The 14116-nt window shown below is 47.1% G+C and carries 13 protein-coding genes; 9 read left to right on the forward strand and 4 right to left on the reverse strand.

Features of this window, described 5'->3' with window-relative positions; translation table 11 throughout:
• Positions 1 to 26: 26 nt before the first annotated feature.
• Positions 27 to 2141 (reverse strand): ATP-dependent protease LonB, encoded by a 2115-nt coding sequence (lonB, locus tag J2128_RS07705; protein WP_245323469.1) that lies wholly within the window; start codon positions 2139 to 2141, stop codon positions 27 to 29.
• 84 nt (positions 2142 to 2225) lie between these two features.
• On the opposite strand from lonB, the gene J2128_RS07710 reads away from it, so the two are divergent.
• From J2128_RS07710 to J2128_RS07735, 6 genes are all read left to right on the forward strand, one after another.
• Positions 2226 to 3071: a ribose-phosphate diphosphokinase gene (locus J2128_RS07710; RefSeq protein ID WP_209690558.1), complete on the forward strand. Its 846-nt coding sequence runs from the start codon at positions 2226 to 2228 to the stop codon at positions 3069 to 3071.
• Positions 3072 to 3074: 3 nt separating this feature from the next.
• On the forward strand, positions 3075 to 3536 hold the full coding sequence (locus J2128_RS07715) for an NOB1 family endonuclease (RefSeq protein ID WP_209690559.1): 462 nt from the start codon (positions 3075 to 3077) through the stop codon (positions 3534 to 3536).
• A gap of 22 nt (positions 3537 to 3558) precedes the next feature.
• Positions 3559 to 4179, forward strand: coding sequence for an orotate phosphoribosyltransferase-like protein (locus J2128_RS07720; protein WP_209690560.1), 621 nt, complete (start codon positions 3559 to 3561; stop codon positions 4177 to 4179).
• Between the two features lie 28 nt (positions 4180 to 4207).
• On the forward strand, positions 4208 to 4660 hold the full coding sequence (locus J2128_RS07725; protein WP_209690561.1) for a chemotaxis protein CheW: 453 nt from the start codon (positions 4208 to 4210) through the stop codon (positions 4658 to 4660).
• A 272-nt stretch (positions 4661 to 4932) separates the two neighbouring features.
• Entirely contained in the window at positions 4933 to 6528 is a 1596-nt protein-coding gene (thsA, locus tag J2128_RS07730) for a thermosome subunit alpha (protein ID WP_209690562.1), read from the forward strand.
• 290 nt (positions 6529 to 6818) lie between these two features.
• Positions 6819 to 7247 carry an Ig-like domain-containing protein gene (locus J2128_RS07735; protein ID WP_209690563.1) on the forward strand — a complete coding sequence of 143 codons (429 nt, stop codon included), beginning with the start codon at positions 6819 to 6821 and terminating at the stop codon, positions 7245 to 7247.
• 54 nt (positions 7248 to 7301) lie between these two features.
• On the opposite strand, the gene J2128_RS07740 is transcribed toward J2128_RS07735, so the two are convergent.
• The 3 genes from J2128_RS07740 to J2128_RS07750 all read right to left on the reverse strand — a co-directional run bounded on the left by J2128_RS07740 (position 7302) and on the right by J2128_RS07750 (position 10201).
• Entirely contained in the window at positions 7302 to 7505 is a 204-nt protein-coding gene (locus J2128_RS07740) for a hypothetical protein (RefSeq protein ID WP_209690564.1), read from the reverse strand.
• Between the two features lie 69 nt (positions 7506 to 7574).
• Complete coding sequence (gene ilvC, locus J2128_RS07745) at positions 7575 to 8567, reverse strand: ketol-acid reductoisomerase (RefSeq protein WP_281069289.1); 993 nt, start codon at positions 8565 to 8567, stop codon at positions 7575 to 7577.
• Positions 8568 to 8635: 68 nt separating this feature from the next.
• Positions 8636 to 10201, reverse strand: a complete 1566-nt coding sequence (locus J2128_RS07750; protein WP_209690565.1) for a 2-isopropylmalate synthase — start codon at positions 10199 to 10201, stop codon at positions 8636 to 8638.
• A 199-nt stretch (positions 10202 to 10400) separates the two neighbouring features.
• Here J2128_RS07750 and J2128_RS07755 point away from each other — a divergent pair, with 199 nt between their 5' ends.
• From J2128_RS07755 to ilvN, 3 genes are read left to right on the forward strand one after another with little or no spacing between them, the layout of a single operon-like run.
• The gene (locus J2128_RS07755) at positions 10401 to 11915 is read left to right on the forward strand and encodes a 2-isopropylmalate synthase (RefSeq protein ID WP_209690566.1); all 1515 of its coding nucleotides are present in this window, start codon (positions 10401 to 10403) and stop codon (positions 11913 to 11915) included.
• The gene (gene ilvB, locus J2128_RS07760; RefSeq protein ID WP_209690873.1) at positions 11887 to 13581 is read left to right on the forward strand and encodes a biosynthetic-type acetolactate synthase large subunit; all 1695 of its coding nucleotides are present in this window, start codon (positions 11887 to 11889) and stop codon (positions 13579 to 13581) included. The genes J2128_RS07755 and ilvB overlap by 29 nt, the downstream gene beginning before the upstream one ends.
• A complete protein-coding gene (gene ilvN / locus J2128_RS07765; RefSeq protein WP_209690567.1) occupies positions 13578 to 14057 on the forward strand; it encodes an acetolactate synthase small subunit in 480 nt (159 codons plus the stop codon). Before ilvB ends, ilvN begins: the two co-directional genes overlap by 4 nt.
• Positions 14058 to 14116: the final 59 nt, after the last annotated feature.

Here is a 14116-nt window from a genome sequence, read left to right on the forward strand (position 1 = left end):
CTTATAGTTAAAAAAACCTGTCCGTTTCAGACACCCGGAGCCTTCTTTCCTGGTCCGGATGCCGAAATTTTCTCTATAAATTCTGCGGGAGTAATTTTTGCAAGGTTTCTTACCTTTTCCATAAATGCCTCCTTCTTTTCAGGCACGAGGGCAATCTCGAGGACTTCCTCTATCTTTGTCACAGGAATTATCTCGACCATTTCCTTGTAGCGGTCCTCTATCAGGACGTCGTCAAGGTTTGACTCGGGTATTATTATCTTCTTTATTCCTGCTTTTGCCGCGGCCTCTATCTTGTATGTCGCACCGCCTATAGGAAGGACGTTTCCCCTTACTGAAAGGGAACCTGTCATAGCAATGTCCTGGCGGACAGGAATCCCCTCAATTGCACTTATGACAGCTGTTGCGACACTGACTGACGCCGAATCTCCCTCTACACCGTTGTAAGTCCCGATGAACTGGATATGTATGTCCATGAACCTTATGTCGCGGCCGGTAAACTTTTTCACTATAGCGCTTACGTTTTTGATGGACTCCTGTGCAATCTCCTTTAACATTCCTGTTGCGATGATTGTACCGGTTGCACCCTGTGTAGGTGTGGCTTCAGCCATGATGGGAAGGACCTGGCCCGAGTCGGCACCGACTACCGCAAGACCGTTTACACGGCCCACCTGTGTTCCCTCAACGACCATAAGCTCATATTCACGGCTTCTCTTTGTATACTCGTCGGAGATCTGGTTTTCTACAGAGCGGGCGATTGACTTTGCCTTAAGTACGTGATCGGTTGTCGTTACGGGGGAGTTGTCCTGGCGGGCCATGTCGCCTGCAACGCGGATTAGTCCGCCCATATCACGCAGCTTCAGCGTGATGTGGCCTTTTCTGTTGCTTCTGCGCCTCGCCTCACGCATTATCTCCTCTATTGCACCCTTGTCGAACGGGGGTATCTTTCCGTCGTTTTTGATTTCCTGTGCTATAAAGCGGATGAACTTTTTCTGGTTCTCTTCTGTGTCAGGCATTGAGTCCTGCATGTAAATCTCGTAACCGTATCCCCTGATACGTGAACGCAGTGCCGGGTGCATGTTTTCCATAGCGTCAAGGTTTCCCGCTGCAATCATTACGAATTTGCACGGCACAGGCTCGGTCTTTACCATTGCACCGCTTGAACGTTCACTCTGTCCTGTAATAGAAAATTCACCCTCCTGGAGAGCAGTCAGCAGGTTCTGCTGGGAATGTGCTGTAAGGGTGTTTATTTCGTCGATGAACAGAACTCCTTTGTTTGCCTTGTGTATCGCTCCGGCTTCGACACGTTCGTGAGCCGGAGTTTCAAGACCTCCCGACTGGAAAGGGTCATGCCTTACGTCCCCGAGAAGTGCTCCCGCATGCGAACCTGTCCCGTCAAGGTAAGGGGCGTTTGAGCCTTTGTCGTTTGAGACGAGAAGTTTGGGAACCATAGCCTCCTCTTTAGGCCTTGAATACTGCAGGGCCATGAATATGAAGGCCGCACCTATAATTCCCATTAAAAGCTGCCCGGTAATTATAGCATACCCCATAATTCCGAATATCAGGATCATTATTAGTGAATTTCTGGTCTGGGCACGCTTTCTTGCTTCAGCTTTGTGTGCAGCCACAATCTCTTTTCCGCGTCCCGCCTTTACCGTTCTTATTATAGGGGTATTGGAATCTTCTGAATTCGGGTACACGAGTATGTCCTGAAGGTCCTCTTTCGGAAGGAGCTCGGCCATAGCCTTTGCAAGCATGGATTTGCCTGTCCCCGGAGTTCCTATCATCATTACATGGCGGCGCTGTATTGCTGCTTTTTTTATTACCTCTACAGCATGCTCCTGACCTATCACCTGATCTATAAGCCTTTTCGGGACTTCTATGTCAGACGAGGTCTCAATATTGTCAATCTCTATTTCTTCAAGTTTTAAGGGTGCCTTTTTTGGTTTGCTGTTCCCTTTTTCGCCCTCTACTGTAACCACAGGCGCATCATTTGCGCGTGGATTCTCCGGAGGGGTCTCAGTTGTCTTTGGAGCTGGGCCAGGACTTTCGCTGTCATTGCCGGTATCAGGCTGATTAACAGGAATTTCCTCTTTTTCAGTCTCCTTTAAGTTAATATCCGTATATTTATCGTTATTTTCCATTGACAGGTATACCTCTTTCTAAACGATAGTGCTTAAATGATTCATTCGTGATAGTTTAAGTACTTTCTAGATTAGGTAATTATAATGAAAATTCTCTGCAACGAAAAATCACAGGTTTTAGCCGGAAAAACGGCTTTGGCGACCGGGCTTGAGCTTGTCGCGACCGACTTTAAGAAGTTTCCGGACGGGGAGCTGTATTTAAAGACAGGAAAAACGGATGAAGAGACTGTAATCATTTCAAGTGTGACGGACAGTGATTCTTTTATCCAGACTCTTCTCCTTGCCGATGCATGTGAGGACTCAGAAGTGACGCTTGTATTGCCCTACATGGGATATGCAAGGCAGGACAAGAGGTTTAATGAGGGTGAGGCAATAAGTGCACGTGCGATTGCAAGGGCTCTTTCGGAAGGAGTCAGCAGGGTGTACACGATAAATACTCATGAAACGGACAACCTTTCGTTCTTCAGGGTGCCCGCAGAAGACCTCTCGCTGGCGCCTTATATGGGAGAATACATAAAAACTCTCGGCCTTGACGACCCCCTGATTCTTGCTCCTGATGCGGGTGCCGCCGTTTTTGCGAAATCTGTTGCCGAGAAGGTGCATTTTGACTGCGATCACTTAAGCAAGACGCGCCATTCCGGGACCGAGGTCACAATGCAGCCAAAGGAGCTTGATGCCTCCGGCAGGAGCGTCGTCATAGTTGATGACATAATATCGACAGGGGGAACGCTTGCAACTGCCTCAAAAATGCTTATGATGCAGGGTGCAGTCAGTGTCCATGCGGCATGCGTCCACGGGGTTTTTTCAGGCGGCGGGTATGCAAAGCTCTATTCTGCAGGAGTGAAATCCATAGTGTCAAGCGATACCATCGAATCGGCATCAAGCAGAATTTCAGCGGCTGAATGTATAAAAAATGCTGTACTTTCATAATCTATGACTGTAAAAATACTTGATTCATCATTTTTCTTCGTTGATATTCCTGTTGAGGGAAACTCTTTTGCCGTTCCGTCATCTGTTAAGTCTGAGCTTAAGGATTTACTGGCTAAATCAAAATTTGACGCCATGGAGGAGAAAGGCCTTTTTGTTGCGGAGCCTTCAAAAAATTCACGGAAAAAAGCCGAGGCAGCAGCTGAAAAATCCGGTGACCTCGGTGTTTTGTCGCAGACCGACCTTGATGTTGTAGCCCTTGCCCTCGAGACGGGTGGTGAAGTAGTAACAGACGACTATGCCCTGTCAAATACTGCACAAACACTTGGAATAACTGTCATTCCCCTGCAGCAGAGGGCGGCAAAAAAGAGAAAATGGAAATTTAAGTGTACAGGTTGCGGTAAATATCATGACAGCCCCGGTTTCTGCGATGTCTGCGGTGCAGAGATCAAAAGAATGTTTAAGTGATAAAATAAATAATCCTAAATATATGTCATCCCTTGACGAACTTATTGAGAAGGCAAAGAATCTCCATTCCGAAGGGAGAAGTTCAAGCCAGATCGCTGACGAGATGAGTCTTTCAATAGAGACGGTGACATGGCTTTTGACCCAGCAGAAAGGTGAAAAAGCGGCACCAAAGGATATAGTAATAGACTGGTCGTCCATAAGCGGTCATGCGGACATGCTCAGGGATGCATCGCTGATGCTTCTCAAAAGATTTATTCATGCCCAGGAGGAGAGCATGCCTGACGAGTGCGAGGAAAATTTTCCAGACGTAATAATAGGAGTCGCACATTCGGGAATACCTATTGCAGCCATGATCGCAAGTGAATCAGACTGCCTCTTTACAATGTTTCACCCGAAAAAGCACGCAACGGGTGATAAGCCGACTGGTTCTCTCAACAGCAGTTTTGCAGACGTTTTGGGCAGGAAATGTCTTATCGTCGATGACGTGATAACGAGCGGAAATACTGTTGCAGAGGCAGTATCCGTCGTAAGAAACCATGGAGGTATACCTATAGGAATATGTACGCTCTTCGACAAACTTGGCATAAGCGAGACCGCCGGGGTGCCTGTATATTCTCTTGTGAAGGTGAGCAGAATAGACTGAAAAGTCCTTTTATGGAGAGATTAAGGAAATGTCATTAATAGATGTCGTGGTATTCGAGATGAACGGCACATACTACGCACTTGATATAAATCTTACCCGTGAAATCGTTGAATTCATGGAGATTACTCCAGTTCCCCGTATGCCTGAGTACATTGCCGGAATACTCAATCTCAGGGGAGAGATAACGAAGATAATCAACCTGAACAAAGTACTCGAAATACCGGAAAGCCATACCGGGGAGAGCAGAAAAATAATCATTCTGACTTCTGAAGAGTCGGGCGGCTCCAGGATGGGTATTATAGTTGACAATGTGAGAAGCGTCATCCAGATAGACGGGGATGCGGTTGAGCACATGGATGATGCGATTACAAAGGAAGCTTATCTGAAGGGTATTATCAAGCAGAAGTCTGATTCCGAAGACGACAGGCTTATAATATGGATTGACCTGGAAAAAATCCTCTCAGACCTTAAGATAAGTTAGCCGCAGCCAGTCCGGAAAAGGATTCATTTTTTATATTCAGGCATTCCCTGCATAAATATTTCTTATTTTATCAGCGGGGTCATCGGGCGGAACCAGAGTTTTTTTCTGAAAAATTTCTCTTAAAAAGCGATTTCAATTTTTATGACCCGCTTTTTCACCTCATTTTTTATGTATCCCTTTACACGCATGCGTACTGAATTTTCATTATAGAAATGTATATATAGAATCACAATTCCACATTTATGGAGAATCTAATAGAGGAGTATCTGCATATGTTAGCAGGACAGCCAATAGTAATTTTACGTGATAATGTTGAGGAAACAAGCGGAATGGAGGCTCAGCACTCAAATATTATGGCATGCAAAGCCATAGCGGGTGCTGTAAGGACAACTCTAGGTCCGCGTGGTATGGATAAAATGCTTGTATCACCGTCAGGTGATGTGGTCATCACAAACGACGGAGCGACTATTCTTCATGAACTTTCTGTCGAGCACCCTGCAGCAAAGATGGTGGTATCGGTTGCAGAGGCCCAGGATGATGAAGTCGGAGACGGTACTACAACTGCGACCATCTTTATCGGGGCACTTATGGAAGAGGCCGAAATCCTCCTGAAAAAAGGAGTACATCCCACTATAATAGCAAAAGGATACAACCTCGGAATGCGGAAGGCTCTTGAGGTTTTAAAGGAGAACGCTATCAGTGCAGGCCCTGAAAACAAGGACATACTTGTAAAAGTTGCAGAGACGGCAGTTACCGGAAAGTCCATCGAGTCGATGAGGGAGAGCATTACAAAGATTATTGTCGATGCTGTTCTTGATGTTATCCAGAAAGATGAGGCAGGGAAGATAACCGTAGACGAGGATGACGTAAGAATAAAGACAATCGTCGGTGACAGCCTTGACCAGGCTGAGCTTGTAACCGGATTTGTAATCGACAAGACGCGTTGCGATGTTGGTATGCCAAAAAAGGTTGAAAATGCGGTAATCGCCCTGATTTCCCAGCCTCTTGAGATAAAGAAGACGGAAACAAAGTCTAAGATTAAGATAACGTCAGCCGAGCAGGTCGATGCTTTCTCCCAGAAGGAAAAGGAGAACCTGAAGGTCTTTGCCGACAAGATAAAGGCATCCGGTGCAAATGTTGTCCTGTGCCAGAAAGGCATCGCAGACGCTGTCCAGTACTTCCTTTCCCACGAGAATATCCTTGCAATCCAGGACGTTCCTGAAAAGGACATGAAGGCATTCTCACGTGCCCTCGGTGCAACTATTGTAACCTCTGTCAATGACCTTGATGACTCCGTATTCGGAAACGCGGAGCTTGTAGAGGAATTAAAGGATATCAAGGCAACGAAGTTCACGGGCTGCAAAAACGGAAAGACCGTGAGTATTCTCATAAAGGGATCAAACCAGATATTCGTAGACGAGCTCGAACGTGCGGCATACGACGGTGTGCGTGTGGTGATGGACGCACTCGAAGACGGTCTTTTCGTCGTCGGTGCAGGAGCTATTGACACCGAATTAAATCTTAGGATTTCAGAGTATGCACCTACGGTCGGCGGAAGGATTCAGCTTGCAATCGAGTCGTTTGCAAAAATATTCGAGACAATTCCAAACACCCTTGCTGAAAACTCCGGTCATGACCCGATAGACATACTTGTGGACTTAAAGGCAGAGCATTCATCAGGCAAAAAGCATGCAGGAGTCAATGTATACACAGGAAAAGTCGCCGACATGTATGAAGGCGGCGTAATCGAGCCGATGCGTGTAAAAAAGCAGGCAATTGAGAGTGCGTCAGAGACAGCGTCTCTTTTAATCCGTGTGGACGACATGATGGTCTCAAAGTCGGCTGCACAGATGGCAAGAAGTCACTGAAAAGACCTTTTAATAAATAACCAAAATCTCTATTTTTATCTTTAAATCCTGTTTCGGGGAACGGTTGCTGAAAAATCATCCAACAAATTGTCTGTCAAAAAATCATATGAACTGTCTGGCTGATTTTCAATGTCTTGGAAGAGCACTGAATAGTCAACCATGGAGTTAAACGGTGTAACCGGAATTATTAAACTCATATATATTGAATATCCGCAGACGTCTCATGCAGTTGTAAAAATAAAAAATGTTTGGATGCATTTTTGAATATACGTAAAGGAGACTAAACTTAAATGATAAAAAAAGAAATTATGGCATTTTTAATGCTCTTATCCGTTGCAGCTGCACTTTGCATACCGGCTTCTGCGATATCGGCGGACCTGTTTACAAAGGACAAAAACGTCCTGAGTGGTGGCAAAGCCTGCATCGTAGCAACAGTTACAGATGAAAACGGAAATCCCGTTTCAGGCAGGAACGTTTATTTTTTCAATAATGCCAGAACCGGAGATTTCAGCGCTGACGAGGTAATCGGACAGGTCGAAACAGATGAAGACGGTATTGCAGTACTGAATGTTTCCCTAATTTATGACGGGGAGAATACCGGAAATGTATTTTTGGGGTGCGCCACGTACGACGATGAAACAGGACTGAATTCTTTTTCATCTCATATAATGATAACAGTAACAAATCCGGACCCTTATTATGAAGAAACTGAAGATTAGGCCAGGAATTTATTTCTTGTATCCTTTTAAGAGATGAAAGGCCGGATATTTTTTCTATCCGCGTGATGAGGTGGTGACAATCAGGTATTCCGTCTCCTCTGCTGTTTCGTCTTCAGGTACAGGCACGCCTTCTTTGAATATAAGAACGGTATCCGGCAGAATATTGTTTTTCAACAGCAGGCCAGAGATTAGTTCTCCGTCATCGAAATTCTCTTCAACCCGCTTTTTTTCACGTTTTAAGGACAGTACACACTTCATAAATTCCGTAAAAAAATAGTATTTTGTTATCTTATGAGGTTTTCGGGCAATGATTCTTGTCTATATTTTTCAGTCCTTTTTGAACTGCGGCATCATTGAGCGAATTTCAGCACCGACTTTCTCTATCAGGTGTCCCTCGGCATCGCGGGTCAGGGCGTTGAAGACAGGTCTGTTTACCAGATTCTCAAGCATCCACTCCTTTGCGAATTCACCTGACTGGATTTCACTTAGTATTTCCTCCATTGCTTCGTAGGACTCCTCGCCGATTACACGCGGGCCGCGTGTGAGGTCGCCATACTTTGCGGTGTTTGAGATTGAGCTGCGCATGTTTGTGAACCCGCCCTCGTATATCAGGTCGACGATAAGCTTCATCTCGTGCAGGACTTCCAGGTATGCCATCTCAGGAGCGTATCCTGCACCGACAAGCGTCTCAAAACCAGCCTTGATGAGTGATGTGACTCCTCCGCATAGTACTGCCTGTTCTCCGAACAGGTCGGTTTCCGTCTCTTCCCTGAACGTCGTCTCAAGAACTACGGCACGTGTGGCACCGATTCCCTTTGCGTATGCAAGGGCTGTCTTCTTTGCGTCTCCTGTATAGTCCTGTGCAACTGCAATGAGTGCAGGAACCCCATTTCCTTCCTCAAAGGTCCTTCTTACCATGTGGCCAGGTCCTTTCGGGGCTACCATGATTACGTCGACGTTTGCCGGCGGTACAATCTGGTTGTAGTGGATATTGAAGCCGTGTGAGAACATAAGGCATTTGCCTTCCGAAAGGTAAGGCATTATTTCTTTTTTGTATATTGCAGCCTGCGTCTCGTCCGGGGTAAGGATCATGATGATGTCAGCGGATTTTGCGGCGTCGCAGACATCGAATACCTCGAAACCGTCTTTTACAGCCAGCTCTTTGCTCTTGCCTGGTCTTATGCCTATAATGACGTTGAGGCCGCTGTCCTTAAGGTTTAAGGACTGTCCTCTTCCCTGTGAACCGTATCCGATTACAGCTATCTTTTTGCCTGAGATGTTTCCAAGATCCGCGTCGGATTCATAGTATTTTTCCATCATTTTTTGTCCCTTCATTTTTTAGTTAAAAATTGTCTGATATCATCCATAAACAATTGGGTTAAATAAGGTTATCTGCCGGGTTCATCGGCCCTGTAGACCACATTCAGGGCGTTAACCATAGCTTCGGCAGAGGCTATCACAATATCTGAGTTTGAGGCGCTCGCGTCGAAAATTCTTCCTTTCGGGTCCTCCACTTCAATTGTGACACAACCCAGTGCCTCGCTTCCACCGGATATGGCCTCGACCTGGTAGGTCTTTAAGTCAACGTGTCCGGGTGCTATCGCAAGCAGCGCTTTCATCGCCGCATCTACAGGTCCGTCGCCTGTCTTTGAGCATACCATTTTGTTGCCCCTGACAACGGCCTTTACGCTTGCAGTCGGTATTGCGTGGTTTCCTGTAAATATGGATATGTCGTCCAGCACAATCGTCTTTGAAGCCGGGTGAATTCCGGTTATGCTGTCGGAGATTTCAAACAGGTCTGACTCGGTGACTTTTTTGCCGCGGCCTGAGATCTCTTTGATTCTCAGTATAATCATGTCGAGCTGCTCGTCATCGGTTTTTATGCCTGCGTCTTCAAGCATCTGCCTTACTGCATGCTTTCCGACATGTTTTCCAAGCTTCAGGCGCCTTTTGTGACCTACCATCTCCGGAGTCATTACACCCGGCTCAAAAGTGCTCGGGTTTGAGATAATACCGTGAGAGTGAATGCCGCTTTCATGCGAAAACGCGTTTTCGCCAACTACAGGCTGAATAGGAGGTACTGCAATCTGTGAATATCTTGAAACAAGTCTTGACGTTTCGACAAGCTTTTCCGTGCAGATGCCTGTTTCAATGCCGAGAACGGATTTCATTATCATTACTGTCTGCGCTATATCCGCGTTTCCAGCTCTTTCGCCTATACCGTTCACGGTCACCTGGACCTGGTCGGCACCGCCTTCTACCGCTGCAACCGTGTTTGCTGTAGCAAGGCCGAAGTCGTTGTGGCAGTGGACGTCGATTCCGCACTTTACGTTTTCTCTTATTGCTGCAATAAGGGGTTTCATGGCCGATGGTATGCATACCCCTACAGTGTCGGGTATGTTTATGATATCCGCTCCGGCTGCATCAGCTGTCCTGCATACCTCAATAAGCTCTTTTATGTCGGTTCTCGTGGCGTCCATAGGCGAGAACATCACCTGGCCGAAGTTTTCCTTTGCATACGATACAATATCGCCTGTAATGTCAAGGACCTGCGCATGAGTCTTTCTGATGGTGTTTTCCCTCTGGATTTTGGAGGTCGGTATGAAAACATGCACCATGTCGACACCGGTATCAATACAGCTGTCGACGTCAGATTTAACAGCCCTCGCAAGTCCACAGACTTTCGGGCGGATACCCTCTTCGCATATCCTTTTTACAGTATCAGCTTCACCCTCGGATGATGCCGGAAAACCCGCTTCAATGACATCAACGCCCAGGTCAGAAAGCTGACGGGCGATACTTATCTTCTGCTCCAGTGTGAATGACACTCCGGGAGTCTGTTCACCATCACGTAGTGTGGTGTCAAAAATAGTCACTCTTTTTCCTGAATAGTCTGTACCTTTATCGCCAAAGAAAGCGATCTGCCACTTTTGCAGTGACTTCTCCAATCCCATATTTTTGAGACATACTCATTTAGATTGAGCTGAAACACTATATACTTTTCCAGGATGGTTCAGTTAAGAGTCATATGATTTGTGGGTGGTGCGCATTTGGGGGATATCTGGGGAGGTCTGGTGCACAAAAAATGGGTTTTTCACAAAATATATATATAGTGTTTTTTTGATAACTTTCTATGGGAGTTTAATCCTATGAGTGAGTGCTTTATTTGCTAATAAAAAAATTCGTTTCCTTGACACGACACTCCGTGACGGGGAACAGACGCCCGGCGTGTCACTGACACCGGAACAGAAGCTGAAGATAGCAGTGGAGCTTTCCGCAATCGGCGTTGACGTCATTGAAGCGGGGTCTGCTGTTGCATCTGAAGGCGAGAGGGAAGCTGTAAGGGTAATATCGGATGCAGGCCTTAAGTCCGAAATCTGCACGTATTCAAGGGCCGTCAAAGGTGATATAGACATTGCCGCCGACTGTGGTGCAGACTCTGTACATCTCGTGGTTCCTGTATCTGATCTTCATATCACGAAAAAGCTTTGCAAGACACGCGAACAGGTCTATAAAATGGCGATGGATTCTGTCGCCTATGCCAAAGAAAGAGGCCTGATCGTAGAGCTTTCCGGAGAGGACGCATCGCGGGCCGATCAAAAATATCTTTCTGACCTTTTCAGAAACGCAACAGAGACCGGAGCCGACAGGCTGTGTTTCTGTGATACCGTCGGTCTTCTGACGCCTGAAAAGCTGCCCGGAATTATACCGCACTTATGCTTTGCTCCTCTGAGCATACACTGCCACAACGATTTCGGTCTTGCTACCGCAAATACGGTTGCGGCCCTTAAGGCTGGGGCTTCCTGTGCACATACGACGATAAACGGCCTGGGCGAAAGAGCCGGGAATACCTCTTTTGAAGAGGTTGTAATGACTCTCGAGAGGCTTTACGGGTATGATACCGGAATCGATGCGAAGAAGATATATTCGCTTTCTACTCTTGTTTCGCAGTCGACGAAGATACCTCTTGCCGTGAACAAGCCTGTAGTCGGCGCAATGGCTTTTACACACGAGAGCGGAATCCACGCTAACGGCCTTTTGAAGGACACGTCGACTTATGAGCCTATGCCTCCCGAAACCGTCGGGAGAAAGAGGCGTATAGTTCTGGGGAAGCATTCGGGGACATCTTCGGTTAAGGCTGCCCTGGGTGATCTGGGTTATAATCCCGGGGAAAAACAGCTTGCCGAAATTGTTGCACGTGTCAAAAAGGTCGGCGACAAAGGCATGAGGGTTACCGATGCCGATGTTATGGCAATAGCAGATTCAGTTATGCTCCTTGAATGCAAACCCGTGATACAAATTGACCAGTTCACGGTCGTGAGCGGAAGCAAAGCAATACCGACCGCATCTGTTACCATGGTTGCAGACGGCAGAAAGGTTACAGGGGCAGCTACAGGGACGGGACCGGTTGACGCGGCTTTAAACGTTCTTGAACAGTCGGTCGCGATGCTCGGGGACATAAAGCTTGAGGAGTTTCATGTCGATGCCATAAACGGCGGGACTGATGCCGTTGTCGATGTTACGGTGAAACTCCGGAAGGACGGAAGGGTAATAACTTCCAGAGGCGCAGATACAGACATAATTGAGGCAAGTGTTGCGGCCGTTGTGGCCGGTATGAACAGATTATTGAGGCAGAATGATGAAAACAGGAGCGGCACTACTGATTGACAGCTTAAAAGAGGAAGGCGTGAAAGTGATATTCGGGTACCCGGGTGGGTCAGTCCTGCCGGTATACGATGAGCTTTATGATTCAGACCTCAGGCACATCCTTGTAAGGCACGAGCAGGCTGCTGTACATGCGGCCGACGGCTATGCAAGGGCAAGCGGAAAGGTCGGAGTGTGCCTGTCTACTTCAGGCCCCGGAGCATGCAACCTTGTGTCGGGAATAGCGACAGCAAATATGGACTCTGTTCCGGTCGTTGCACTGACAGGGCAGGTCCCTACAGGAATGCTTGGAAATGACGCCTTTCAGGAGTCTGACATAACAGGGATTACTATGCCTGTTACGAAGCATAACTACCTTGTAAAGGACGCAAAAGAGATTAAAAGAGTTGTCAGTTCGGCGTTTCATATCGCAGGAACGGGTAGAAAAGGCCCTGTATTAATAGACCTTCCCAAGGACGTTCTGACTCAGGCCGTCGACCCAAAAGACGTCCTTTCAAAAGACGCCGAGCTTCGCGGGTACAAACCGACGCTGAAAGGCCATTCCAGGCAGATAAAAAAGGCCCTTGACATGATATACGAAGCGAAGAAGCCTCTTGTATACGCCGGCGGAGGTGTCATATCATCAGGAGCGTCAGAAGAGCTTAAGGAATTTGCAGAGCTTTTCTGCATTCCCGTTACGACTACGCTGATGGGGCTCGGGGCCATTCCGTGCGATCATCCTTTAAATCTTGGGATGCTTGGTATGCACGGGACCGAATACGCAAACTATGCGGTCACCGAGTGCGACCTACTGATTGCGGTCGGGGCAAGGTTTGACGACAGGGTAACTGGAAATATCAAATATTTCGCTCCTAATGCCAAAATAATCCACATGGATATAGACCCGGCCGAAATTGGGAAGAACGTATGTCCTGATGTCCCAATTGTAGGCGACGCGAAGCTTGTTTTATCAGAACTCTGCAAAATGGCCGAAAAAAAGGGATGCTTCTGTGAACCCTGGGTTAAACAGGTCAAAACATGGCGTGAAAACCACCCGCTTGCAATTGCAGACGACGGAAAGCTTCACCCGCAGTATGTTATAAGAAAGCTGTCGGAAATCCTTGACAGCGGCGGGATAATCGTAAGCGAGGTCGGCCAGAACCAGATGTGGGCTGCGCAGCACTACGGTTTCAGGAGGCCGAGGCAGTGGATAAGCTCAGGGGGTCTCGGCACTATGGGATTTGGATTTCCAGCAGCAATCGGCGCCTGCTTTGCAAAGCCCGGGGAGACTGTCGTTGTCATTGCAGGCGACGGGAGCTTCCAGATGAATATACAGGAGCTTGGAACGGTGGCACAGTATGAAGTGCCCCTGAAAATGGTAATCCTGGACAATATGTACCTCGGCATGGTCAGGCAGTGGCAGGAGCTCTTCTACGACCGGAGATATTCGTATACAGAGCTTCCTCCCGTGGACTTTGTCGGAATCGCAAAAGCTTACGGGATAAAAGGTATGTTGGTGGATTCTGTGAAAGAAGTGGAACCGGCCCTGAGAAAGGCTGTGGACTATGAAGGCCCGTATCTTCTTGATTTCAGGATAGAACGCGAGGAGAACGTATTCCCTATGGTCCCGGCAGGGGCCGCCATAAGCGAGATGATAGGAAAGCACTGCAAAAATGCGGGTGAGCCATGAATCAGCATATATTAAGTGTGCTCGTCGAGAACAAGTCCGGTGTCCTTGCAAGAGTTTCGGGACTTTTCTCGAGAAGAGGGTTTAACATAGAAAGTCTTGCTGTCGGGACATGCGAAACACCGGATATGAGCCGGATTACAATCGTTGTAGACGGTGATGATACACATATAGAGCAGGTGAAAAAACAGCTCAATAAGCTTATAGACGTCATAAAAATAACTGATATCACTGAAAACGAGCATGTCGAGCGTGAACTTTCACTGATAAAAGTCCATGCCGACCCCGGCATTCAGCGTTCCGAAATTATGCAGGTCGCAGGGATATTCAGGGCGAACATAATTGATGTCTCACAAAAGGCGCTTGTCCTTGAGATAACAGGAGATTCTGAGAAGATCCTTGCAATAAAAGACCTTCTTGAGCCTTACGGGATAATTGAGCTTGTGAGAACCGGAAGGGTCGCTTTACAGAGAGGATAGGAAAACCTGATTCTTCTTTACTGAACCGGCAGCAGAATAAAATAAAATTACTGGAAATG

It is taken from the genome of Methanomicrobium sp. W14, from assembly GCF_017875315.1.
In the GTDB taxonomy this organism is placed as follows: Archaea; Halobacteriota; Methanomicrobia; order Methanomicrobiales; family Methanomicrobiaceae; genus Methanomicrobium.

Excerpts from the sequence above, each read along its gene's own strand:
- lonB (WP_245323469.1), bottom strand. The coding sequence starts at position 2,141 with ATGGAAAATAACGATAAATATACGGATATTAACTTAAAGGAGACTGAA.
- J2128_RS07710 (WP_209690558.1), top strand. The coding sequence starts at position 2,226 with ATGAAAATTCTCTGCAACGAAAAATCACAGGTTTTAGCCGGAAAAACG.
- J2128_RS07715 (WP_209690559.1), top strand. The coding sequence starts at position 3,075 with ATGACTGTAAAAATACTTGATTCATCATTTTTCTTCGTTGATATTCCT.
- J2128_RS07720 (WP_209690560.1), top strand. The coding sequence starts at position 3,559 with ATGTCATCCCTTGACGAACTTATTGAGAAGGCAAAGAATCTCCATTCC.
- J2128_RS07725 (WP_209690561.1), top strand. The coding sequence starts at position 4,208 with ATGTCATTAATAGATGTCGTGGTATTCGAGATGAACGGCACATACTAC.
- thsA (WP_209690562.1), top strand. The coding sequence starts at position 4,933 with ATGTTAGCAGGACAGCCAATAGTAATTTTACGTGATAATGTTGAGGAA.
- J2128_RS07735 (WP_209690563.1), top strand. The coding sequence starts at position 6,819 with ATGATAAAAAAAGAAATTATGGCATTTTTAATGCTCTTATCCGTTGCA.
- J2128_RS07740 (WP_209690564.1), bottom strand. The coding sequence starts at position 7,505 with ATGAAGTGTGTACTGTCCTTAAAACGTGAAAAAAAGCGGGTTGAAGAG.
- ilvC (WP_281069289.1), bottom strand. The coding sequence starts at position 8,567 with ATGATGGAAAAATACTATGAATCCGACGCGGATCTTGGAAACATCTCA.
- J2128_RS07750 (WP_209690565.1), bottom strand. The coding sequence starts at position 10,201 with ATGGGATTGGAGAAGTCACTGCAAAAGTGGCAGATCGCTTTCTTTGGC.
- ilvB (WP_209690873.1), top strand. The coding sequence starts at position 11,887 with ATGAAAACAGGAGCGGCACTACTGATTGACAGCTTAAAAGAGGAAGGC.
- ilvN (WP_209690567.1), top strand. The coding sequence starts at position 13,578 with ATGAATCAGCATATATTAAGTGTGCTCGTCGAGAACAAGTCCGGTGTC.